General features: G+C 48.2%; 25 protein-coding genes. 10 read left to right on the top strand and 15 right to left on the bottom strand.

Features of this window, described 5'->3' with window-relative positions; genetic code table 11:
• Window positions 1-64 precede the first annotated feature (64 nt).
• The 10 genes from KNP91_RS01750 to KNP91_RS01705 all read right to left on the bottom strand — a co-directional run bounded on the left by KNP91_RS01750 (window position 65) and on the right by KNP91_RS01705 (window position 8,820).
• Window positions 65-601, bottom strand: coding sequence for a PadR family transcriptional regulator (locus KNP91_RS01750; protein ID WP_114596260.1), 537 nt, complete (start codon window positions 599-601; stop codon window positions 65-67).
• 134 nt (window positions 602-735) lie between these two features.
• Entirely contained in the window at window positions 736-1,329 is a 594-nt protein-coding gene (locus KNP91_RS01745) for an NUDIX hydrolase (RefSeq protein ID WP_214848303.1), read from the bottom strand.
• On the bottom strand, window positions 1,326-1,907 hold the full coding sequence (locus tag KNP91_RS01740) for a CDP-alcohol phosphatidyltransferase family protein (protein WP_012369896.1): 582 nt from the start codon (window positions 1,905-1,907) through the stop codon (window positions 1,326-1,328). Before KNP91_RS01740 ends, KNP91_RS01745 begins: the two co-directional genes overlap by 4 nt.
• A gap of 1 nt (window position 1,908) precedes the next feature.
• Window positions 1,909-2,799: an ABC transporter ATP-binding protein gene (locus KNP91_RS01735; protein WP_214848301.1), complete on the bottom strand. Its 891-nt coding sequence runs from the start codon at window positions 2,797-2,799 to the stop codon at window positions 1,909-1,911.
• Window positions 2,771-3,517 (bottom strand): ABC transporter permease subunit, encoded by a 747-nt coding sequence (locus tag KNP91_RS01730; RefSeq protein ID WP_214848299.1) that lies wholly within the window; start codon window positions 3,515-3,517, stop codon window positions 2,771-2,773. The genes KNP91_RS01735 and KNP91_RS01730 overlap by 29 nt, the downstream gene beginning before the upstream one ends.
• Complete coding sequence (locus KNP91_RS01725) at window positions 3,514-4,278, bottom strand: ABC transporter permease family protein (protein WP_012369893.1); 765 nt, start codon at window positions 4,276-4,278, stop codon at window positions 3,514-3,516. The genes KNP91_RS01730 and KNP91_RS01725 overlap by 4 nt, the downstream gene beginning before the upstream one ends.
• A complete protein-coding gene (locus tag KNP91_RS01720) occupies window positions 4,265-5,458 on the bottom strand; it encodes an ABC transporter substrate-binding protein (RefSeq protein ID WP_214848297.1) in 1,194 nt (397 codons plus the stop codon). The genes KNP91_RS01725 and KNP91_RS01720 overlap by 14 nt, the downstream gene beginning before the upstream one ends.
• 15 nt (window positions 5,459-5,473) lie before the next feature.
• Entirely contained in the window at window positions 5,474-6,232 is a 759-nt protein-coding gene (locus KNP91_RS01715; RefSeq protein WP_214765348.1) for an SDR family NAD(P)-dependent oxidoreductase, read from the bottom strand.
• Window positions 6,216-7,202 (bottom strand): MBL fold metallo-hydrolase, encoded by a 987-nt coding sequence (locus KNP91_RS01710; RefSeq protein ID WP_214848295.1) that lies wholly within the window; start codon window positions 7,200-7,202, stop codon window positions 6,216-6,218. The genes KNP91_RS01715 and KNP91_RS01710 overlap by 17 nt, the downstream gene beginning before the upstream one ends.
• Before the next feature lie 178 nt (window positions 7,203-7,380).
• Window positions 7,381-8,820 carry an NADP-dependent glyceraldehyde-3-phosphate dehydrogenase gene (locus tag KNP91_RS01705; RefSeq protein ID WP_214765350.1) on the bottom strand — a complete coding sequence of 480 codons (1,440 nt, stop codon included), beginning with the start codon at window positions 8,818-8,820 and terminating at the stop codon, window positions 7,381-7,383.
• Between the two features lie 215 nt (window positions 8,821-9,035).
• Between KNP91_RS01705 and KNP91_RS01700 the strand changes: the two genes are divergently transcribed.
• Window positions 9,036-9,914 carry a chemotaxis protein CheV gene (locus KNP91_RS01700; protein WP_214765352.1) on the top strand — a complete coding sequence of 293 codons (879 nt, stop codon included), beginning with the start codon at window positions 9,036-9,038 and terminating at the stop codon, window positions 9,912-9,914.
• Between the two features lie 81 nt (window positions 9,915-9,995).
• Here the strand turns inward: KNP91_RS01700 and KNP91_RS01695 are convergent, their stop codons facing one another.
• On the bottom strand, window positions 9,996-10,352 hold the full coding sequence (locus tag KNP91_RS01695; RefSeq protein WP_012369887.1) for an Hpt domain-containing protein: 357 nt from the start codon (window positions 10,350-10,352) through the stop codon (window positions 9,996-9,998).
• A gap of 120 nt (window positions 10,353-10,472) precedes the next feature.
• Here KNP91_RS01695 and KNP91_RS01690 point away from each other — a divergent pair, with 120 nt between their 5' ends.
• Window positions 10,473-11,408, top strand: a complete 936-nt coding sequence (locus tag KNP91_RS01690; protein ID WP_012369886.1) for a magnesium transporter CorA family protein — start codon at window positions 10,473-10,475, stop codon at window positions 11,406-11,408.
• Window positions 11,409-11,547: 139 nt separating this feature from the next.
• On the opposite strand, the gene KNP91_RS01685 is transcribed toward KNP91_RS01690, so the two are convergent.
• The gene (locus tag KNP91_RS01685) at window positions 11,548-12,651 is read right to left on the bottom strand and encodes a PP2C family protein-serine/threonine phosphatase (protein ID WP_012369885.1); all 1,104 of its coding nucleotides are present in this window, start codon (window positions 12,649-12,651) and stop codon (window positions 11,548-11,550) included.
• 121 nt (window positions 12,652-12,772) lie between these two features.
• On the opposite strand from KNP91_RS01685, the gene ytzI reads away from it, so the two are divergent.
• Both ytzI and KNP91_RS01675 read left to right on the top strand, forming a co-directional pair.
• On the top strand, window positions 12,773-12,943 hold the full coding sequence (ytzI, locus tag KNP91_RS01680; protein ID WP_114596274.1) for a YtzI protein: 171 nt from the start codon (window positions 12,773-12,775) through the stop codon (window positions 12,941-12,943).
• Window positions 12,944-13,074: 131 nt separating this feature from the next.
• The gene (locus KNP91_RS01675; RefSeq protein ID WP_012369883.1) at window positions 13,075-13,632 is read left to right on the top strand and encodes a hypothetical protein; all 558 of its coding nucleotides are present in this window, start codon (window positions 13,075-13,077) and stop codon (window positions 13,630-13,632) included.
• 38 nt (window positions 13,633-13,670) lie between these two features.
• On the opposite strand, the gene KNP91_RS01670 is transcribed toward KNP91_RS01675, so the two are convergent.
• Together KNP91_RS01670 and KNP91_RS01665 are read right to left on the bottom strand one after the other, a co-directional pair.
• Window positions 13,671-14,258, bottom strand: a complete 588-nt coding sequence (locus KNP91_RS01670; protein ID WP_012369882.1) for a YdcF family protein — start codon at window positions 14,256-14,258, stop codon at window positions 13,671-13,673.
• A 154-nt stretch (window positions 14,259-14,412) separates the two neighbouring features.
• Window positions 14,413-15,234: an endonuclease I family protein gene (locus KNP91_RS01665; protein WP_214848292.1), complete on the bottom strand. Its 822-nt coding sequence runs from the start codon at window positions 15,232-15,234 to the stop codon at window positions 14,413-14,415.
• A 335-nt stretch (window positions 15,235-15,569) separates the two neighbouring features.
• On the opposite strand from KNP91_RS01665, the gene amyS reads away from it, so the two are divergent.
• Window positions 15,570-17,111, top strand: coding sequence for an alpha-amylase (gene amyS / locus KNP91_RS01660; RefSeq protein ID WP_012369880.1), 1,542 nt, complete (start codon window positions 15,570-15,572; stop codon window positions 17,109-17,111).
• 59 nt (window positions 17,112-17,170) lie between these two features.
• Here amyS and KNP91_RS01655 read toward each other — a convergent pair whose 3' ends face one another.
• Window positions 17,171-17,785 carry an NAD(P)-dependent oxidoreductase gene (locus KNP91_RS01655; RefSeq protein WP_012369879.1) on the bottom strand — a complete coding sequence of 205 codons (615 nt, stop codon included), beginning with the start codon at window positions 17,783-17,785 and terminating at the stop codon, window positions 17,171-17,173.
• Window positions 17,786-18,011: 226 nt separating this feature from the next.
• On the opposite strand from KNP91_RS01655, the gene KNP91_RS01650 reads away from it, so the two are divergent.
• The 5 genes from KNP91_RS01650 to KNP91_RS01630 are packed head-to-tail and all read left to right on the top strand — an operon-like array spanning window position 18,012 to window position 23,352.
• Window positions 18,012-18,935, top strand: coding sequence for an AAA family ATPase (locus tag KNP91_RS01650; protein ID WP_214848289.1), 924 nt, complete (start codon window positions 18,012-18,014; stop codon window positions 18,933-18,935).
• 4 nt (window positions 18,936-18,939) lie between these two features.
• Window positions 18,940-20,007, top strand: a complete 1,068-nt coding sequence (locus KNP91_RS01645) for a DUF58 domain-containing protein (protein ID WP_214848287.1) — start codon at window positions 18,940-18,942, stop codon at window positions 20,005-20,007.
• Window positions 20,008-20,030: 23 nt separating this feature from the next.
• Window positions 20,031-20,897 (top strand): ABC transporter permease subunit, encoded by an 867-nt coding sequence (locus tag KNP91_RS01640; protein ID WP_214848285.1) that lies wholly within the window; start codon window positions 20,031-20,033, stop codon window positions 20,895-20,897.
• Window positions 20,894-21,916, top strand: a complete 1,023-nt coding sequence (locus tag KNP91_RS01635) for an ABC transporter permease (RefSeq protein ID WP_214848283.1) — start codon at window positions 20,894-20,896, stop codon at window positions 21,914-21,916. Before KNP91_RS01640 ends, KNP91_RS01635 begins: the two co-directional genes overlap by 4 nt.
• 8 nt (window positions 21,917-21,924) lie before the next feature.
• Window positions 21,925-23,352, top strand: a complete 1,428-nt coding sequence (locus KNP91_RS01630; protein WP_214848281.1) for an FAD-binding oxidoreductase — start codon at window positions 21,925-21,927, stop codon at window positions 23,350-23,352.
• The last annotated feature ends 6 nt before the right edge of the window (window positions 23,353-23,358 follow it).

Genomic DNA, 23,358 nt, shown 5'->3' with positions numbered 1-23,358 from the left:
CTTTTGACGACGCAAAAAAACAATCCCCTGTTTTGACAAAGGATTGATGATATCACCGTATGGTTCAGACATTCGCCTGACTTTTCTTTATTTCTTCCATCGCCCAGTCACACCAGTCGAGATAATTCAGCATCATGCGTAAGCCGTATTCACTCGTCAAGGTTTCCCCGAGCGTTGCCCCGTTTTCTAAATGATCTTTCCGCCAGACCTTCATCATATCGACGGCAAACTGGTGATGCCGCTTCGATTCTTCCAAATACAAAATCGCTTCATCCGGCGGCAACAGATGCAGCAAGGACACCCGCATCAAGTTTTCATCTTTCATCTTCGGCTTGAACTCACTTGGCGCACGCAACCAGGCGACAAGTGCCGTTTGACCTTCTTCCGTAATCGAATAAACCTTTTTATCGGGTAAGTCTTCTTGGACGATGTACACACTGGTCACAAGCTGATCTTCTTCCATTTTCAACAATTCACGGTAAATTTGTGTATGATGCGCCGTCCAAAAATGGGTCATCTGCTTTTTGAACGTCGTACTTAAATCATATCCGGTCGCTTCTCCCTGAGTTAGCAGTCCGAGCAATGCAAATCGTAACGCCACTGGCTGCACCTTCTTTCATCAAATGTATATATTGTTAATTATCTCAAAGAAATGCCCATTATGCTACTTTTTGCCTAGCTTTACCGTAAAAAAACGAAAGGACCGTCGCATAAAAATGCATGACAGCCCTTTCGTTATGTCTGTTGGACACGATATGCTTGAATTCCTTCATTCACACGTCTAAAGTAGGCAGACGGATGCGGGACGAATTGATCGCGGCGGATGATTTCTTGATCCACGGTCTGAAACGTTTCTGCTGTCTCGTCTGCCAGCCGGGCAAACTCGGAAAATGGTAAGGCAATCAATCGACTGACTTCTTCTGTTTGCAACACGTAACGTTCGAGCGGCATCGATTCATCCGTCAGGAACAGATGGACACGTTCACGATCTTTTAAGTCCCCGAGTATCAACTCTTCCAAGAAGACGCCCAGTGGAAACAGTTGCTCAAACTGCCGGACGAGACCGATCTCTTCTTCGAGTTCGCGGATTCCGTCCCTCGGCGTCTCACCTGCGAGCAAATGTCCGGCAGCCGTGATATCAATCAGCCCCGGGAAATCTTTTTTCTGTATCGCCCGTTGTTGTAAGATCACGTGGCCTTCCTCATGATTGATGACAAAACAATGAAACGTCTCATGCCACAATCCCTCTTGGTGGATTTTCTTACGGGTTGCCGGATACAGCGGTTGACCGGTGGAATCAACGACCATCAACTGTTCTGATTCGCTCATCGCAACACCTTCGAAGCTTGATAAAACCGCTCGCCGACCGTATACAATTCAGCAATCAAAAAGAGGATCGCAATCCAGATGATGGCGCTTGGAAACAGTAACATCGCAGTCAGAAAAAGAAATCCTTCCGTCCGTTCGACAAGACCCGGTTGATACTGGAATGACTTAAATCCATAATTTTCGCTGACCGCTCCAATCGCAAGAAACATCGTCATACCAATTACGAATGAGGCGACGAGTAATAAAATGACGACTTGCGTCTCCGGAAAACGTAAGGCAATTCCGATCAGAACGGATAATTCCACAATCCGGTCGAGCACTAAATCGAGAATCGTCCCGATCGGTGTCGTTTTTTCCCGGCGTGCCATCGTTCCATCGACGACATCGAGTGCTCCGGACAGCCATAATAATAAAATTGCAATTCCCGTCATATCGTTATACACAAAGAAACCGGTCGAGGCACCGATGATGCCGGAAATGATGGTGACCTGGTTGGCGGAAAGCCCCATCTTCTTTAATAAGGTCGCCATCTGCTCAAAAAGGGGCTGGACGACTCTTCTCGCGCGTGTATCTAACATGCTACCCCTCCTTCCTCACAAGATAAGCTGTCACGTTTTCGAGGAACGTCTCTATCGTTTGAACAACAAGACGCTCACCTGTCTCGCGTTCGACTTCATAAAAACGAACACCGTACTGCGTCAGCTCTTTCGTAATCGTAACATGTTCCTGTAATCCATTCGTCGGTCTTAAGACCAACTTCACTTCCGATAAAGGATACCAATCACCGTCCAGGTACACGCCGTCTCCGAAAAACGGACTTTTTTCCGCCAATTTAACCGGATGTCCCTGATCAATGATTTGTCCTTGTTCCATTACGTAGACATAATCCGCCATCGCCATCGCTTCCTCACGGTCGTGCGTCACAAGTAACGTCGTCACGCCTTCGGCGACCGTCAAGCGCCGGATTAGCGTCCGCAGTTCGCGGCGGCGTGGTAAATCGAGACTCGAGAACGGTTCGTCGAGCAACAGAAAATTCGGACCGCTGGCCAACGCCCGGGCAAGGCTGGCCCGTTGTTGTTCTCCACCGGACAGTTCATGGACAAAAGCATCTGCCCGTCCGGCTAATCCGACTTTCTCCAACCATTGTTTCAAATCCCCATGATGACCTTTTGCCATACCAAGACGGATATTTTGACCGACCGTCAAATGAGGAAACAGTAACGGACGTTGAAACAACATTGTCACACCCCGTTGATTCGGAGCGGCATGTGTCATATCGATCTCTCCGAAACGGATGGTTCCGTCCGATACTTTCTCAAGACCTGCAATCAATCGCAGCAGTGTTGTTTTCCCGCTTCCGCTCGGACCGACCAAAGCGACACATTGCCCCGACGTAATGCGTAAATCAATGCCCTGCAAGACTTGTTTCTGACCAAATCGTTTATTGACGTGCTGAATCGTAACGTCCATCTAACAGCCTCCGAACTAATCGCACCCATGCTTCGAGCAGCATGAGTTGCACAAAATAAATCAAAAACGGTAAAACAAGCAGCCAAATCGTCGCTTCTTTCGCTGCAATCAAAGAATTTCCGGAATACAGCGGAAACGCTTCAATCGCAATCATTTGAACGACACCGCCTCCGATCAGGGTGACGAGTGCATATTGGCTCAAGGCAATGACCGTTACGAGCAGAGTGACGGATTGGATGGCAGAACGCATCATCGGGCCTGTCAAAAAAACAAATCGTTTTATACGGCTCGGTTCAATCAACACCATCTGTTCCATCATCTGTTCCCCCAGTGCCTGAAACGCATTCGTATAGATCCGAATCGTATACGGTAACGTTGGCAGCAGTAAAACCAGCAACACTCCGACAAATTGATCGGCAAGTCCTAACCGAATCCAGGTCAGATAAAGACCAAACGACAATAACAAAACCGGTAAAAAGAGCGGTAAACTGATCAATAGTTCCATCGAGCGGATGAGTCGTCCCGCGCGAAACGCAATTGCCTTTCCAGTAATATAGCCGATCGAATGATTGAGCAGCGTCAAGGCAACAATCATCGAAATCGTCGTTGCCAAGGTTTCAAACAACCGCGGATTCCAAGTCCAGGTGGACGGAATCAATCCGAACAACGGAACGAGGATCAGGAATCCTGTCACTCCTGTTATGATCCGTCTCCTCATTCGATCCGCCCCTTACTGATCCGTTCCGTTAACGGACGAATCATTCGTGTGAACAGCAATAACAGCAAAAACAGAAGGCCGGTCAAGAGGACACTGATGGCAAAGGCTTCCGGTTGACGCGACAAATCGCCCTGCGTATACAAATCAAACGTATAGACACCAATCAGCTTCGGATACGTCACACCGAGCAATGCCGGGACTTCGTAAGCAAACAAGGTGAAGGCAAAAACGATAAAGGCTGCTTCCAGAACAGGAAACAGTAAAAATACCCCTTTTCCGTGCCAAAACCGTTTTATCCGTGACAAACCGAGCATCAATCCCAGTTCTTCATAGCGATGGTCGAGACGCCGATAGACCGGCAGTAAATAGAAAAAGACAAACGGTATTTCCTTGTAGAGATACGTCAAGATGATACTAAATTGATTCACCTCGTGCGGACCAATGACCGGGAAATCACTCAGGTAAAGAATGGCTAGATAGGCTGCACCAAGATGGGGCAAAAATAACGGGACGGCCAGAATTTGCGCAGCCCATCCCGTCTGTTTCGCAAAAAATCCGGCCAATCCTGCCCCGATCAATACAGCCAGTACGGTACTGCTGACTGCGACATAGAGACTGATGCCGACACTTTCCAAAAATACCGGATCTGCGGACAATTGCTTGTAATCTCCCCAAGTCGTCATCGAAAGACTGATGAACAGACCGTATCCGACCATGCCGACAATCAGCAGCGTTGCAGGCCAGGCATTACCGCGCCACACGTTCCGGCCAGTCTTTCCGAATCATATCAAAGATGGCCGGATCCAGTTCAGCACGGACTTTCCCCTCAAATGCCGCCGGTTTCGGCGTCGATTCCGCTGCCGGAACCTCTTCAAACGCCTGCTGTTCCTTCTGGCTTACCGTCGTCAAATCGAGGCTCGTCCCGTCTCCCCAGTAAGTGCCGTCGAATTTCTTAAGTTGGGCGTCCGGTGACAATAACGTGTTAATCGTAACGAGTGCTCCATTCGGATTCGGTGCGTTAAACGGAATCGACAGGAAGTGGGTCGATGCGATGGAACCGTCTTTTAAGATCAGCGGACGTGTTTCTTTCGGGAATGTCCCTGACTTCACTTCCTGTTCCGCCCGTCGTTCGTTAAAGCCCATCGTGAAGGCGACACTTCCTTTGGCATACAGTTGGTCCAGCTGAGCGAGTGTCTTCGGATACGTTTTGCCTTCTTTCCATAAATAAGGCTTCAATTCGTTTAAATACGCCCATGTTTTCTTAAAGTCCGCTTTCGGGTCCTTTAACGTCTCTTTTGACTCGAGCCCATACATGACGTGGCGGACAAACGCATTCCCCGTAAAGTCCGTCACTTCCGGATACGTGAATTTGCCGGGATTTTCTTTGACCCAGCTTTTTAGTTCCTGCAAGTCTTGGGGCGGATTTTTGACACTGGCTTGATCGTAGTGGAACGTGTATTGAACTTTTCCCCACGCGGCTTCGAGATGATCCGTCGGTGTTCCGCTGTCCGATCCTTGCGCCTGCGGATCGACGTATTTCATGTTCGGTAACACTTTTGTGATTTCACCGTATAACAAGCCGTCCTTTTTGGCGTTCCGGAAGTTGTCGCCGTTAATCCAGACGACATCGATGACACCCGTTTCTTTCCCGGCTTTCTTTTCCGCCCGCAGTTTTTGAATCAAGTCAGCCGTTTCAATCGGAACCCGCTTCAATGTAATCTTGTGCTCTTTTTTTAATTTTGGCGCCACGTATTCATCGATATAAGCGTTGATCCCCTCATCGCCGCCCCACATATACATCCGGACGGTCGTCGCATTAGCGTCTTTCGCAATCGACGTATAGGACGATCCTAATACTTTTTCTTGGACCGGTGCTGCCGGAGAGGCACATCCGGCAAGGAGCAGTCCTGTTGCTGCGATGGCAGTCATCTGTTTTATCATGTGTGAAAATCCCCTTTATTTTTTATCGAAGCCTGACTTCCCGAGCCATTCAATGACCCGCGGAAACAATCCGTAGGCCTTTGCCGAACCTTCCATCCAAAACGGCGCATTCACCTCGCGTTTTTCCCGGACCATGGCCCGTGTCACCGTTCGTGCTAATTTTTCTTTTGACAGGACGATGTTCGCAACGTTCTTTTCGTATTTCCGGCTGAGATCCGCCCGGACAAAAAATTCCGTCGCAATCGGTCCCGGATTGACCGTCATGACATGAAGACCCTGCGGCTTCAGTTCGAGACGCAATGCATTTGAAAACTGATATAACGCTGCTTTCGTCATGCAATAAATGCTCGACTTCGGTGTAGGTAACTTTCCGGCCTGACTTGCCACGTTGACAATCATGCCGTGCGGACGAAACAGCGGAAGACAGGCTTTCGTCAACCGGATCGGAGCCAAAACGTTGACCCGGTTCATCGATTCAATGGTTTCAATCGTCGTGTCCTTCAAAAAACTGAACTCCCCAAACCCGGCATTGTTGATCAGTACATCAATCATGCCATACCGGTCGGCGATTTGATCAGCCAGACGCTCCGGTGAATGTTCTAAATCGTAAACGATGTATTCCGCCTGAAGAGTTTTCGCCATCTGTTGGAGCCGATCTTCCCGCCGGGCGACTAAAATCAAATTTGCCCCGTGCCGGTTCAGCTCGTAAGCGAGTGCTTCCCCAAGACCGCTCGAGGCACCGGTCAAGACGACCGTCTTATTGATGAGATTCATGCGCACTGCCCTTTCTCGTATACTGTAAAATTCCGTCTTGTTTTTCGACAACGATCTGTCCGCTGGCTACAAGGTAGTCGAGACGAGCTTTCATCTCACTCATGACAAGCGGGAACGATTTCTTCAACCGGTTCCCGTACGTCACTTGCGCAAGCTCAAACAGCGTTTTTGAACCTGTGATATGCTTCAACAACTGTTCACCGCGCGCTTTCCGTTGTAACAGACGTTCTTCGATTAAAGACGGGACATCGCGAATCGGTTCGCCGTGCCCGGTATAGGCAATCTGAATCTGTTCGCCCTGCAGTTTACGGAGGGAGCGCATGTACGCGAGGACCGGTCGTTTCATATCCGATTCATCTCCCGGCTGCGGCTGCTCCAGCAACGGATTCGGTTCGACGCGCGCCAACAGATGATCGGCTGCAAACAGAACACCCGATTGACTGAGAATGCCGATTTGATCGCTCGCATGCCCCGGCAGTTCAATGATCCGGTACGTGCCTGACGCCGTAATCGCATCCCCTTCCTGCAGGACATGATCAAGTTGTCCTTTACCGAGCCATTTTAATGCCGATAAGTAACTCGGTAAAAGTGCCCGTATGTCGTCCGGTACTCCGAACGACAAGGCCAGCCGTTGCAGGAAGTCATCCCCTCTGCTCAAAAAGGCTTGGTCTTGTTCTAAGTAGGGACGCAGTCGCGCATGTCCATAAATCGGAATCCCCTGTTCAGAAAAACGGTAGGCAAGCCCCGCGTGATCCGCATGGTGGTGAGTCACGATCACTTTATCAAGCATCGAAACCGTCAATCCGATTTTTTGAAGACCGTCCTGCATCGCTTGCCAAGCTTGTTCCGTATCCGGACCACAATCAATTAAAATATTTTCCGAATCGGTCCGTAACACATAACAATTGATATCTCCGACCGGGAATGGTGTCGGAATCGGTAAAGTAAAGATTTCATCCTCTTGTCGCATCGGTAAACCCCTCTTCTCTCTGGATGGTTTCCTTCATTATAGAGAGAAAGAAGCGGCAGCGGCAAACTTTGTCGCCCTCAAACCGTTAAACCTTTAAAAAGAATACGCAGGATACTGTCCGTTGGATGCAAAAAAGCGACCTTTCCGCAGATTGAAAGGTCGCTTTGATCAAACTATCTTATTTTAAGTTAAGAACTGTTAATTTATCACGTGTCATTGAAGCGAGGCTTCGTCCGACACCTTGAACGCCAAGACCCGATGATTTAACGCCGATGAACGGGAAGTGATCGGGACCACGTTCCGTCCGACCATTAATTTGGACAGAACCTGTTTCAAGCGCATCCGCGACACTGAATGCTGCATCGATGTTTTCCGTGAAGACACTTGCTTGAAGACCGTATTCCGATTCGTTCGCATACGCGATCATTTCTTCAACCGAGTTGACACGAATGACAGGTAAGACCGGTCCGAACGGTTCTTCCCATGCAATTTGCATATCGCGTGTCACATGGTCAAATAATGTCGGCTCAATCAAGTTAGCGGTCCGGTTGCCGCCTGTGACGAGTGTTGCGCCTTTTTCTTTCGCATCTGTAATCAAACCTTCAACGAAGTCAGCTGATTTTGTATCAATCAACGGCACGACAACACTTTCGTCTTCCGGTGAACCGACTGTCAGTTTCGCGATCCGGGCTGACAATTCTTCCACCAACGCATCCGCCTGTGGTTCAAGAACGAATACCCGTTTGATGGCTGTACAGCGTTGACCGGAGTACGAGAACGCACCGCTGATGATGTGATCTGCCGCTAATGATAAATCGGCATCCTCAAGAACGAGCGCCGGATCTTTTCCGCCGAGTTCGAGGACGAGCGGAATCATCGCCGACTGACGTGACAAGTGTTGCCCTGTCGCTGTCCCGCCTGTGAACGTAATCATGTTAATTCCCGGATGCGCTGTCAAATAATCGCCGATGACCGAACCGCGTCCTGTCACGAGATTAACGAGACCTGACGGTAATCCTGCTGCGACAAGCGCTTCAACCATCAACGTCCCACTGATCGAACCTTGTGTTGCCGGTTTGAAGACGACGGCATTTCCTGTCATCAAGGCAGGGGCCAGTTTCGCAGCTGCCAGATTGACCGGGTAGTTAAACGGCGAAATCGCAAGTACGACGCCGAGCGGCGCTTTTTTGATTATAGCGATTTTTTTCGCACTTCCGCCCGGGAACGAGTCCCCTTGCATCATTTGACCGTCAAAACGAAGACCTTCTTCTGCTGTGTAACGGATGATTTCTGCCGTCCGTTTGACTTCTTTAATTCCGTCAGCAAGTCCTTTACCGACTTCACGCATGATGACTTCGCCAATCTCGTTCGCACGCTTTTCAAGTTCTGTTGCCCAAGCATGGAGCAATTCAGCGCGTTTATTGGCAGGGACTTTCGCCCATTCTGCCTGTGCTGCCTTAGCAGATGCGATTGCACGATCTACTTCTGTTTTTGTCATCGCTTGAACACGACCGACTGTATCTTCTTTATAAGGCGAAGAAATTTCAATGGTTTCATTGGATTCACTTTCCTGCCATTGCCCGTCTAATAAGTATGTGTATGTTGTTGCTGTAGTCATTCCACTCGACCTCCATTTATTTTTTCTCTCTCACTTCAGTGTGTGGCTGCATAGCCTATTGTAATCAATTGGTCAGACAAATGCCAAACTTTTTGCTTAACATAAAATGAAAGCGATTTCAACAACTTTTTTATTCTTTTTACGGTGGAAGAATTGCTTTTTTCTGCCGATAACTAGTCAGAAGTGTAGTGCAGGATGGAAAGGGGCTCGATTACGTGTACAATCAACACGATATTTTATTAGAAGCTGGAACAAATGAGTTGGAAATCGTTATTTTTCATTGCGGACCTTACACGTTCGGCATCAATGTCATGAAAGTCCGTGAAATCATCGTTCCGTTACCGATGACACCACTCCCCGGCACACCGGATGCCGTCAAAGGTCTGATTGAACTACGCGGTGAAGTCATGACGGTCATCGACTTACCGACGGTCATCGGTGTCGCCCATGAGGAAACGACAGATGACCGGTTGATCATCTGTGAGTTTAACGGTGAAAAAAGTGTCCTCCGCGTCGATTCTGTAACGGAAATCCGCCGTATTTCGTGGGAACAGATTGATACGCCGAATGAACTCGCCCGAGGCATCGAAGGATTAACGAATGGTGTCGTTAAGACGGGAGATAAGATGATCATCTTGCTCGATTACGAGAAAATTGCGCTCGAGCTGTCACGCAAGGATATCTTCGCCCGCGAAGAAGGCCGTCGTGTTTCGCCCCGCAACCGCTCCAATAAAACCATTTGGATTGCGGAAGATTCGGAAATGCTCCGGACGTTAATCATCGAAACGCTGGAAGAAGCCGGTTATGACGGCTTGAAGTGGTTTATCAACGGCAAGGATGCGTTCGATGCGTTTGAGGCAGGCAGCAACTGTGATCTCTTGATCACCGATATCGAGATGCCGAAAATGGATGGACTGCACTTGACGAAACGATTACGTGAAGATGACCGTTACACGGATTTACCGATCGTTGTCTTCTCGTCCTTGATTTCGGATGACCTCCGCCATAAAGGCGAGTCTGTTGGTGTCAACGCCCAGATTACAAAGCCGGAAATCGGTCGATTGATCGAAACCGTCGATACATACGTCCTGTAATCACTATTTTCCTAAACAAAAAAACCGTCTCCTGTCTGATCAGGAAACGGTTTTTTTAAATCTCTTTTATTTTAAACAAAATCACTGTTTTTTTTCGAGAAATACATTCAGCCAAGTTTTTCTGAACCCTGTCATGCAGTCTTCAATCCGGGTTAAAACACCGGCCGCATTCTCGACTGAGCCTGTCTCAGCCTCTTTTTCCAGCAATTCAAAGTCATCCGCTAAGTCATCCGCCGCAACGGAATAGGAGGCACCCTTAAGTAAATGAGCTAATTTTTCTGTCTGTTCGGCATCTTTTGCTTCGACCGCTTCCTTTAATTCCGGAAATTTCCGATCAAACTGGGCAATATACGTCTCACCGATTTTTTGCAAGAATACGTCATCGCCGCCGGCAATCAAACGCAGTTCCGCTAACTTCTTTTCATTAAAAAAAGGCATCTTTTCCCCTCCTCTTTTTCTATATTATCATTAATCGTCTTAAAAAAAAATCGGAGAATCATTTACACGGTCTATAGAGTATTCCTATAATAAAAAAGTGAAGAGCAGGAGGGATAGACAATGTTGACGATTTATCGAAGTGATGTGACGGGGGCAGTCAACGAAATTCAGGAGTTTACGAAAGGTTCCTGGATTCATCTTGTCAATCCGACAAAAGACGAAGCCGATCAAGTCATCGCTGCTACGAAAATTCCTGAGGATTTTATTTATGACCCGCTTGATGTCGAGGAAAAACCTCGTTTTGAGAAAGATGATGAAGGTTTGTTGATGATCGTCGACGTTCCTTATATCGAAGAAGAATCATCCGGACGCCGTTACAATACGATTCCACTTGGTATCATCGTGACCTCAAGACACTTCATCACTGTCTGTTCGCAACAGCTGGATGTCTTGACGTTGTTCTCAGGGGGAAAACTCCGGGCGTTCCGGACGAATTACCGTTCCCGGTTCGTCTTTCAGATCCTCTATAAAGTCAGTTCGTCGTATCTTCGATTCCTGCGGCAGATTGACCGTCGAATGGATGAGCTCGAAGAAGAACTGCAACGTTCCATGCGAAATCAAGAAATTTTCCAATTAATGAACTTACAAAAATCACTTGTGTACTTCATGACTTCCTTGAAGTCAAACGACGGCGTACTCGATCGAATCATCAAAACGCCGAGTCTTGAGAAACATGAAGACGACGAAGACTTACTCGAAGATGTGTTCGTTGAACACCGGCAGGCTATGGAAATGGCCCAAATCTATAAAGATATCATCAGTTCGACGATGGATACGTTTGGTTCTGTCATCTCGAACAACGTCAACTTCGTCATGAAGTTTCTCGCTTCCATCACGATTGTCATCTCGATTCCGACGATGATTTCCGGAATGTTCGGGATGAACGTGCATGTACCGTGGGAAGGCGAAGTCATCGGCTTTTGGATTGTCTTCGGCATGATGATTTTCTTCTCGGGGCTGGCAGCCTTTATTTTATGGCGCCGCCGTTTCTTTTAGTTGAACTCCTTCAAAGTCGTAAAAAAATTAAAAAACCACTTCCTTTTGAATGCTTTAGTTTGAAAAAGAGTTCGGAGACGATTGTCTCTTCAGCTCTCTCCGGCTAAGTTCATCAAAGGAACGTGGTTTTTTGTTTCATTTAATTAATTTCGACGGTCACGAGACATAAATCGTCCGCATCATCACTTTGATCCGGTTGAATCAATTGATGGATGGCAGGACCCTGCTCGTGAATCAATTCACGGATGGCACTGATGCCTTCATCAATGCCTTTACTGTATAACTCCATGAAGCCGTCGGTATACAAGTAGACACAACCTGGCGAAACGAGGTCAATCGTTTGGCTTGTATACTCCGAATCTTCGAACATTCCGACCGGCAGTCCCGTATTCTCAAGCGGAATGATTTGATTTCCCATCCGTAACAAGCCCGGTGGATGTCCGGCATTGGCATAACTGAGTTTCATTTCATCCAGTTCGATGTACAAGTACACGGCCGTAAAATAAATCTCCGTTTCATCGCCCGGGAACAGGCGGCTCATCTGTTTGTTTAACTCCTCAAGGACTTTCGCCGGATCGCCGATGCGGTGTACGAGCTCAAATAAAATCGAACTCATCCCCATCGTGATCAAAGCGGAGGATACACCATGTCCCATGACATCAAACAGAATGATCCCGTATTTTTGCGGCGAAATCCGGTACCAGGCATACATATCACCCGCCAGTTTTTTCGAAGGAATGTACGTCGCCATAATCCGGATGTCTTCGTCCTCGATATTGGCACTCAGGACACTCTGTTGCAACTTTTGTGCTAAATCAAAGTCTTCCTGCAATACCTTTTCATACCGTTTTCGGGCGTCGATCGCTTGTTTGAGTGACATGGCGTTCCGGACACGGGCCAACAGTTCCGTTTTCCGGATCGGCTTCGTCGTATAGTCGGAAGCACCGGCATCCAGTCCGTCCGCAATATCCTCTTCATTTGATCGGCCGGATACGATGACGATCGGCAACTCATCCAAACCAAAGCGTTTACGAATTAAGCGGGTCGCATCGATACCGCTGATTCCGGGCATTTCGACGTCAAGTAATACAACATCCAGTGTTTCGATGAACAATGGATCTTCCATCAGCTCCAGCGCTTCTTCCCCGCTCATCGCTTTGACGACATCGTACCCCTCGTTTTCAAGCAAACGTTCTAAAATCATCAAATTCGTAAACTCATCATCTACGACCAGTATACTCATGTTGTCACCTCACTCTATCCATATATTCATTGAAAATAGTTTATCATACAATTTACATTTTCGTTTAGACGAAAGATGCTTTTTCCGTCATACTAAAGAAGAATGAAAGGAGGAATGGATCATGTGGCTTTATGTCGTCTCCATTCTAATCATCGTCTTCGTCTTAGTCGCTTCAATCCTCGTGATTTCAAAGGGTTACGGCTACAAAGGCAACAAAGATGACATCGAAATCGATTACGATGAAATCAACCGTAAATTAACTGAAAAACACGATGATGAACATCGACCGTAAGACAATCAGACTGTCTCAGACCATCATATCATTGGATGGTCTTTTTGTTGTATTACAAATGCATGTTTTTAGTTGTGAGATAAGGGTATATTCCTATCATGGTCAAATCATATTCTAAGGGAGTGTCAATCATGCAACCAAACTTACCAAACGATCCACATGCCGTCCACGCTGAAAACCCGAACCGTCAGTTCGATCAGGAAACTTCATCTGGTCGTCAAGTCAGTTTACTTACAGGAATGCTGCTTGGCGCAGTCGTCGGTGGTCTCCTGACGTTACTCAGTTCTTCGAGCCGTCAAAATACGAAACAAAGCCTACGCGGCGCGAAAGATTCGGTCTCGACGCTTGCTTCATCGATTAAAGAAGATCCGTCTGGCAAAGCATCACAAGTCATCAACCAAGTGAAGAGCGCTTCAAGCATCATTCAAGAAGTCGCATCAGACGTTCAAAACGTCTACGATAAAGTCAACACAGAACTCGATACGGTCAAATCAGACGCTTCATCGGTCAAAGAGACTGTCAATGAAGCGAAAGGTGACCTAAACTCCATCAGCAGCAAAGTTGTTGAAGCAAAAGATGTGGCGCTCGGAAAAGAAGAAGCACCTCCTGAGCATCAACCGAACACTACTCATCAAAACGATTCTAATCAAGATGACTCTAAGCCAAATGATTCGCAACTCAACAAATAAATTCGACGACACCTTTCCGGGTAACGGAAAGGTGTTTTTCATTGAAAATATTTTACGACAATCGCGACACGTTCCCGCATACCATAACGCAGTACACCGGACAGTGGTGTCGCAGCGGGAATCGCGTCGGTCTTCAGATTCATTTGCGCTGCCTCTTTCCGGGCCCGGTACAAATGAAAGTCCGACGTCACGATCGAGACACGGTTTTCGGATGCCGGCAACAGCCGTTTTGAGAAAGTCAGATTTTCGGTCGTCGAAGTCGATTGATCTTCAAGCAATAAACGTTCTTCGCTGATTCCTGCTTGAATCATCCCCCGCCGCATCGCTTCCGCTTCTGAAATCGCTTCTCCGTCTCCTTGTCCGCCGCTTAAGATGAATGTCGTATCCGGGAACTGCTTTCCGTACCGGGCAGCCGCTTCAATCCGGTTACTTAAAATCAACGAAGGTGTCTCTCCTTTGACACCGGCTCCAAGCACGATAACATATGGATGTTTGCCGTTTGCGAGCGGCCGTTCTCCTTTCGCGACGAACCAGCCAATACTGAACCAAAAGACAGCGAGCAACAGAAGCAGCCCAAGACCAGTCTTATAAAAACGTCCTCCGATGCGTTTCATCGCTTTTTTCATTATGCTATCCCCTCAGTAGTAAAAGTCCTGCCGTTTAATTTTCACTTCTTTTTATACGCCGGACCTAAAAAAAGGTTTCACATCGTTTTCTCAGTCAAAAAAAGAGACACGTCCGAAAAAAATCGGTGTGTCCCTCTTTCAGATCTGTCTGACATTAATTTCCCCAAATCGATGTCACGTATTCCGGATGATCGATAAATGGATTTCGGTTTTTTTGCCACTTTTCAAAAATGATGTCATTGCGTCTGATTTCCGTCGCATCGACCGGATCCAGCTTATTCCAGGCTTTTAATGTCGACAATTTTCCGTGAAGTGGATTCGTGCCATTGCTGACATTTTCTGATGCTTCCAAATCAATTTCACCGCCGCCTTCATAGCGGACAGCCATATAGAAGATCATACGCGCGATATCGCCTTTGACACGTGTCGGCGGTTCCCATGAATCGCTGTCACGGTAACAGTCGCAACCGGCATACTTCGTGCCGCCGTTATCAAAATCAAGATTCCCCCGTGCACTGTTGACGACAACATCTTCCGCCCGCAGATGATGCAGATCCGTTCCCGGTCCGTTGCTTGTTCCGAAATCACCGTGCGACTTCGCCCAGACGTGCTCACGGTTCCATTGACCGACGTTCCCGCCGTTATTGCTCTTGGCAATCGATTTCCCCGTGTACAGTTCTATGACATTATTCGCATTGTTCGGATCTTGATCCGTTTCCTTCAGAGCAGTCCAGACCGTGTCGTACGATACTTGTGTATGATTATCGATGATATCGTGCAGTGAGGCTTTTAGTGCTGCTCCTGACTTACCAGACGCTGGTAGATAATATGCGTCGATCGTCGATTGTGACGTGACCATCTGTGGTCCGGCAACGATTTTGGTCGGTTCTGTCTTAGCGATAACCGGTGTAAACGAAATTGACCCGAGTGTAAGTGCAGCGACAAGCGCTCCGCTGATTTTCGACTTCCAATTCATACTGTGTTTCCCCCTTGGTTACATATGTACGAGCTCGTCTTACCTCCTCATTTTTACACCTCCTTTTACCTCTTGAGAAGCTGGACAAAAGACCTTAAAATCCGGCAAATAAAACTGAACCAAAATTCATCATCTCGTTCAAGAGTCCGATGGTCCTGTTTTTTTCTTAAGAACAGGTCAACCGATTGATTATTCTTCTCTTGAAAAAATATTCCAGGTTCAAAAGTCACGAAAACAAGATGTTCAGAAATAAACGTCGCGGATGATACGGTAAATTCCAAGACTTGATATACTGTAAATGCAAACGCTTTCATAAACTTACAGGAGGTCTTTTCATGAAACAAAAACGCTTGATTGTCGCGACTCTCGCGACTGCTACTTTTCTAGCGCCACTTGTGCAACCGATTGCAGTAGGTGCAACGGCGGATAACGGTACGATGATGCAGTATTTCGAATGGTATGTTCCGAATGACGGCAACCACTGGAATCGTCTCGGCAGTGATTCAACGAAACTCGATCAACTCGGAATCACGTCTGTCTGGATTCCGCCCGCTTATAAAGGAACCACACAAAATGATGTCGGTTACGGAGCTTATGATTTATACGATCTCGGCGAATTTAATCAAAAAGGAACCGTCCGGACGAAATACGGAACGAAAGCTCAACTCAAAACGGCCATCAATCAACTACATACAGCCGGCATCGATGTCTACGGGGATGTCGTTATGAACCATAAAGGCGGAGCGGATTTCACGGAAGCCGTCACAGCCGTCGAAGTAAACGGCAGCAACCGGAACCAGGAAATCTCGGGTGACTATCAAATCCAAGCCTGGACCGGATTTGATTTCGCCGCGCGGAACAATACCTATTCGAACTTTAAATGGAAATGGTATCACTTCGACGGAACGGACTGGGATCAATCCCGTTCAAAAAGTGCCATCTATAAATTCCGTGGGACCGGAAAAGCGTGGGATACCGATGTCTCGACCGAAAACGGAAACTATGATTACCTGATGTATGCCGATATTGATTTCGATCATCCGGAAGTCCAGCAGGAAATGAAGAACTGGGGCAAATGGTATGTCAACGAACTTGGTCTCGACGGATTCCGTCTCGATGCCGTCAAACATATCAAACACGGTTACCTTGCCGACTGGCTCGCAAACGTCCGTCAGACGACCGGAAAACCGTTATTCACGGTGGCTGAATATTGGCAGAACGACCTCGGGACGCTGCAAAACTATTTGAGCCGGACGAACTATCAGCAATCGGTCTTCGATGCTCCGCTCCACTATAAGTTCGAGCAGGCAAGTAAAGGCGGCGGCTATTATGACATGCGGACGATCTTTGACGGCACACTTGTCAAAACGAATCCCGTCCAGGCCGTCACACTCGTCGAAAACCATGATTCCCAACCCGGACAGTCGCTCGAGTCAACGGTACAGTCATGGTTCAAACCGCTTGCTTACGCCATGATTCTGACACGTGAACAAGGATATCCGTCGGTCTTCTACGGCGATTACTACGGGACAAAAGGCACGTCGAACCGTGAAATTCCGGCGCTTGCCTCTAAAATCGATCCGTTGTTAAAAGCGCGGAAAGACTTTGCCTTCGGAAAACAAAATGATTATCTCGATAATGCGGACGTGATCGGCTGGACGCGTGAAGGTGTGACCGACCGGGCGAAATCTGGTCTTGCAACGATTCTGTCGGACGGTCCGGGCGGCAGTAAATGGATGTATGTCGGTCTTCAAAACAAAGGTGAAGTCTGGACCGACATCACCGGTAACAACACCGCTTCCGTCACGATCAATCAGGACGGCTACGGTCAATTCTTCGTCAACGGCGGCTCGGTTTCCGTATACCGCCAGCAGTAAGTGCATACAAAAAGCCGATTTTCAAAGGACTTTTTCCGTCCTTTGAAAATCGGCTTTTCTTATTCGGCCAGTCCGACGCTGCTCCGGACATGTTCCCCCTGCTCAATCGCTTCGAGCAAAAAGTGGGCGACGTCCGCCCGGTTGATTTGCTTCGCCTGTTCCGGGACACCATTGTCCGTCTGACGATACAAACCGGTCAACGGACCGTTCATCAATCGAAGCGGTCGCGCGACCGTATACGCTACATCGGCCTGTTTCAACAGTTCAATCGCCTGCCGGTGATCCTTTAGCGGATTCTTGAGAATTTGTTGGGCAAGTAATCCTTGTGCACCCGGAAGCTCCTGATCGACTCCGGCAGAAGCGACATAACCGATCCGGTCGACGCCATTCACCTTCATCGCGTTTACGATTCGTAAGAGACTCCGCTCGAGAAAGCCGCTGTAAGACAGACTCTCGGTTCCGAGAGCTGTCAGCACCGCCTCTTGTCCCTGCATGGCTTGATTCACCGCTTCCTGATTAAGTACATCCCCTTCGATGACTTGCAGTTTTCCGTCCGTCAACTCGAGTTTATCCGGGTTACGAACGAATGCCGTCACCGTATGCCCGTGGGCGATTGCCTGTTTGACCAACTCCTGTCCGGTTTGTCCGGTCGCTCCGAAAATAATCAGCTTCATACAAACTGCCTCCCTTTATCTGTTCTTTTATTCAACTACCCTTCCCTTTCAGTCCGTAATCGTCCGGTCTTTTTTCCTGAATCAGAAAATAGTTTCTTCTTGTTTTCAATTTGTGCTAAAATTCAGTTAATATTATTGGATATTTTTTCCTTAAGATGATGTATTTTCTGGATTTCTGAGAAAAACAGCTGTTTGAATTTTATTTCATGATATGGAGGCGTACATAGTGAAACTACAACAATTAAAAGACCAGCTCAATACGATTTATCTGGGAAAGTCCAATGTCATCGATTTGTGTTTAACGGCCTTGATTGCCGAAGGCCATATTCTGCTCGAAGATGTGCCGGGGACCGGGAAGACGATGCTCGCGAAAGCTCTTGCCAACAGTTTCGACAGCGCCTTTTCCCGGATTCAGTTCACAGCGGACCTCCTGCCATCTGATGTCATCGGCTCCGACTTCTTTAACATGAAAACACAGGAATTTGAGAACAAACGCGGACCGCTGTTCGCGAACGTCGTGTTGATCGATGAAATCAACCGGGCTGTCCCGCGCACCCAGTCGGCTCTGCTCGAAGCGATGGAAGAACGTCAAGTCTCGATCGGCGGAACGACGTATCAGATGCCGGCTCCGTTTTTTGTCATCGCAACGCAAAACCCGATTGAGTCTGCCGGAACGTTCCCGCTACCGGACGCTCAGCTTGACCGGTTCATGGTGGCGATTGAAGTCGGTTATCCGAATCTTGAACACGAACGGCAACTGTTGAACGAAGTCTTGGCCAATGTCCGGAAACAGGCAATCGGCATCGCAACAGGCGGTGACCTGATTACCTGGCAGGAAGAAGCCCGGCGTGTCCACGCCTCTCAGGACGTCCTCGATTACCTGCTCGCCATCGTCCAAGCGACCCGTCATCACGCCCTTGTCGAAGTCGGAGTCAGTCCCCGCGGGGCGATTGCTTTGCTTCGGGCATCACAAAGCTTTGCGTTTCTGAGCGGCCGCGATTTCATCATTCCGGAGGACGTCAAATACTTGGCAAAACATGTGTTGTCCCACCGCTTGACACTGACACTCGAAGGCGGTATCAAAACGACAAAAGCCGATGTGTTACTTCATCTGCTTGACGATATCCCGGTTCCGGTCGAAATGGGGTGACAGGATGCACATCGAACGTTCCGTTCCTTTTTGGCTCGTGCGCCGGCTCTTTTCCGTCTATGTCATCTTGACGTTCGTTTTCTTATTTATCCCGGGACTCTCGTTGCTCGGTTTTCTGTTTGCTGCCGTTGGAACCATCCATTATGTCGTCGGTCAGACCGAAAAACAATTACAGCGGGACATTGCCTTAGAGTGGAAACATTACGAACCATTGATGTTTAATCAGGAATCGGCCTCATTACGCCTGCAACTTTTGGGTCTCGAAGCCCTGCAAAAGTTGGGGTTAAAAACCACGCTGCGGTTGCATACGGAAGATGGCCTGATTTTTCCCGACATGGACCCGCTCCATCCGCATACCTATCACGCCGTCATTGAATCGGACGAACAACTTGAGATTCCGATTCAAGCGATGCGGCGGGGACCGGCTCATTTTGATGAACTCACATTAACCATCCGGCTCCCTTGGCGGATGGGTGTCTATCTTTTTACCTTTGATGACTTTCCTCAATTTACGGTTCTTCCTTCGTTGACGGCACAGGCGACACCGCTCCTGTTAAACCGTCTGCGGATCGGGGACCGCGCGGATCGCTACTCACCGCTGAAAAACAAACTGGTTCAACTGGGCGCTAAACCGTATACGTCAGAACCATCCAAAGAAATTGATTGGTATGCGACAGCAAAGACCGGCCGGCTACAGGCAAAAGTCTTTGAGACGAGTAACCAGGATACGTTTACGCTCGCCTTGAATCTGTCCGGACCAAGCGGTTACGGATTGCATACGAATTTCGAGACATTTCTTGATCAGACAGCCTTTCTGGTCAGTGAACTGATCAAGGAAGGATGTAAGGTTGAATTGTTCATCAATCATCTGGATGTAAACAACCGGATGACTCATTTGAAATTGCAAGAAGGACAGCCTCAACTGAAACAAATCTTATTGACGCTGTCGACGCTGTCAACGCGGGATACCTATATTCCGACCGGACAATTCGAACGGTACATCACACGCCGGAAACACCGCAACAGTCAATTGATTCAAATTGGCAATGATCTCATTCAGGCTATCGGTTAAACTGCTAATGTAGGAGGAACAATATGTCGTCGTTTATCATTCGTAAAACCACTCAACTTGTATTTGCTTTTCTTGTTTTAGTCGGGATCAGTGCTCTGCCGGGTTTAATCGTTCAGATGCGACCGGATTTTCCGGGCTATTTCAAAATGGTCCAGCAACAGCTTGGTCTGTTGACGACTTCCGCCCCGTTGACCTATTACAATGTCACCGCTTCTGAAAAAAGACCGCTGATGCCTGATCTCCAGCCGTTCATCCAGGAAACGCTCGTCATTTTCACCAGTGCGCTGATCTGTTCATCGGTCGTGGCGTTGCTTTATGCCTTCTTATTTTACCGGACAGGATCAAAAACCCGGTCCATCCTGACACAATCCGCCCGGCTCCTTGAAATGATTCCCGATTTATTTTGGATCATCGTTTCCCAGTCCATCATCGTTTTTTTATTTAAGATGACCGGATTTAATCAAATTGAAATTGCCGGCGGATTCGCAGATTCGATTCGTTTCCTGCCGATTTTGACTTTATCATTGACGACTGTCTTTTTCTTCATCAAATGGTTGACCGGTCGGATTCAGGAAGAACAGCATGCGAGCTATCTGGAGTTGGCCCGTGCTAAAGGAATGCACTCGACCCAACTGTTTTGGCAACATTTGATGCCCAATCTGTTTTATCGGTTTTATCTGTTTTTCCGGACCAACACTATTACGATTCTGTCGAGCCTGGTCGTCATCGAGTATGCTTTTAACGTCCAGGGACTATTCCGTTTTATCTTGATTAATCAAGATTTTTCGGTATTACTCGTCTTGTTGCTCCTCATTTACGTACCCTTTTTCATTTTGGATACAGTGGCAGAACTTTGTATCCCCCGCTCGTGGAAAGGAGAGATTTCATGAGACGTGTTTTACTGCGTGACCCCGTCTTTTGGATGTGTCTGCTGTTCTTCGGGACCTTACTGATACTCAGTTTTGCCAATTCCGTCTTTCGTGATGGACAGGTCGATCAAATTCAGAATCTCTATTCAAAGGATGGCACATTTATCGCCACCTCGCCGCTTGAACCGTCTGCAGAACGGTGGCTCGGGACGGATCGTTCCGGAAACGATTTGTTTCAAGTGATGATTGAAGGTGCCAAGTGGACAATCGGTATTTGCGTCAGCATCGCCTTCGCCCGAATCGCTCTTGCGCTGCTGATTGGCATCCCGCTTGCTTTTCGGAAGAAACGGCTGTACACGGCATTACGACTGCTGTTAGACGGTTTCTTGATCCTCCCGATTTCGCTGATCGCGTTATTCATTCTGTTACCGGCGTTTCAGTTCGTCGATCCCGCCGAGATTCCGTCTACGTTCTCACGGGTCTTGCTTGAAATCAGTGTCTTGACGTTACTCGGTTTACCGGCACTCGTGCTGTATTTCATCGGTGAAACCCGGCAACTGCTCGCTCAAGAGTTCATGCTTGTCGCCCGGACACTCGGCGGGCGTCCGGGCTATCAATTCCGGACACACATCTGGCCGCACCTGTTGCCGACGTTGACGATTGTCTTCATGCAACAGTTTGTCCAGACATTGATGGTCCTGATCCATCTCTCGTTGTTTGGCATATTTTTCGGCGGAACACTTGTATTGTTCGAAGGTAATGCTGCCCCGACGATTTTTGAGTGGGCTTCCCAGTTCGGTTATTATTTCTTTCAGTTCACGGCCGTTTCCTGGATCAACCATCTGTTTTTAGTCCCGGCGATCACTTTGGCTTTGCTCGTGTTCTTTGCCAATCTACTGACGAGCCGCCTCGAGCGTGCTTACCGCTTGCGGCGACAACAAATGATTCCCACTGTCCCGCTTACTGCAGCAGACGCGGAAGCCGCAGCGAGCCGCTTATCCGATCCGTTTGATCCGGTCGACATCTCAATCAAATCTTAGGAGGATGTATGAAACGAATAGCTGTTGGTGCCGTCATTGCAGTGTATATGACGGTTTTTAGTTTTTCACTTTGGACTTATCAACACCCGGTCCTCACCAGTTCCGATCAGTCGAAGTTACTCCCGACCCGTGTCAAACAGATTCGTTCGGCAACATCGACGAACGATCTCAAGTCCTGGGTTGCACAAGCAAAACAGCGGCAGGAAACCGTGTCCGTCGCCGGTATGCAACACAGTCAGGGCGGACAGACCTATCTCCCGGATACGACAGTTCTCGATATGACGGATTACGACCGGATTTTGGCATATACACCGGACAAGCACCGGATTACAGTCCAAAGCGGAATCACCTGGGCCGAAATTCAGGAGCGGATTCAGCCGGACGGACTGGCGGTTCAGGTCATGCAATCCCAAAACATCTTTACGGTCGGTGGTGCCCTCAGCGTCAATGTCCATGGCCGGGATATCCGCTACGGTTCCCTGCTCGATACCGTCGATTCCTTCCGGCTGTTGAAGGCAGACGGTACCGTCGTCCATGTCAGCCGAAACGAAAATGCGGATTTATTCCGCCTCGTCCCCGGCGGATACGGACTGTTCGGCATCATTTTGGATGTCACCCTGAAACTGACCGACGACGAATGGTATACCGAGCAGACCGTCGCTTTGGACTATCATGATTATCCGGCTTATTTCCGTCAACATGTACTCGGTGATGCTGACGTCCGGATGCATATCGGACGTATTTCCGTCGCGCCGGACGGGTTTTTCAAAGAGATGTATGTGACGAATTATCATAAAGCCGAACGAACGGTTCCGATTGAAGAGGAACTGCTTAAGCAGGAAACAATCATTGCTCTGCCGAAAGCCTTACTCGGTCTCTCCCGGTACAGTGACTTCGGCAAAAATAAGTTGTGGTCCTTCCAAAAGTCGTATTTCCTGAAGCAGAGCGGGACGTATGAATCCCGGAATAATGTCATGCGGTCCGACAGTGCTTTCATGGAATATATCAGTCCCGGCCGGACGGAGTTACTCCAGGAATATTTTGTTCCGGTTGATTCGTTTGTTTCCTATATCGATCAGTTGCGGACGATTTTAACGACCGACGAATTAAATGTCTTAAACATTACGATCCGCTATGTCGAGCAGGATAGAACGGCCGCCTTGTCTTATGCCAAACAGGATATGTTTGCCCTCGTCTGGCTGATCAATACGGAAACGGATCCGGCATCCATCAACGAAACGAAGCGGATCGTCCAGAAATTGATCGATGCGACACTCGAACATCAGGGCAGTTACTACCTGCCGTACTATCCGTTTGCGACACGCGATCAGTTCACCGCAGCCTATCCGAATGCCGCTGCTTTTAAAGCCGCGAAACAACGGCAGGATCCCAAAGGACTTTTCATGAACCAATTCTATCTGGACTATTTGAAGTAAGGAGAC

The sequence above is a fragment of the Exiguobacterium sp. s138 genome, from assembly GCF_018618775.1.
Taxonomy (GTDB): Bacteria; Bacillota; Bacilli; order Exiguobacteriales; family Exiguobacteriaceae; genus Exiguobacterium_A; species Exiguobacterium_A artemiae.
Note: the sequence above shows the minus strand (reverse complement) of the source record. Positions and strands in the feature narration are given on the sequence as shown.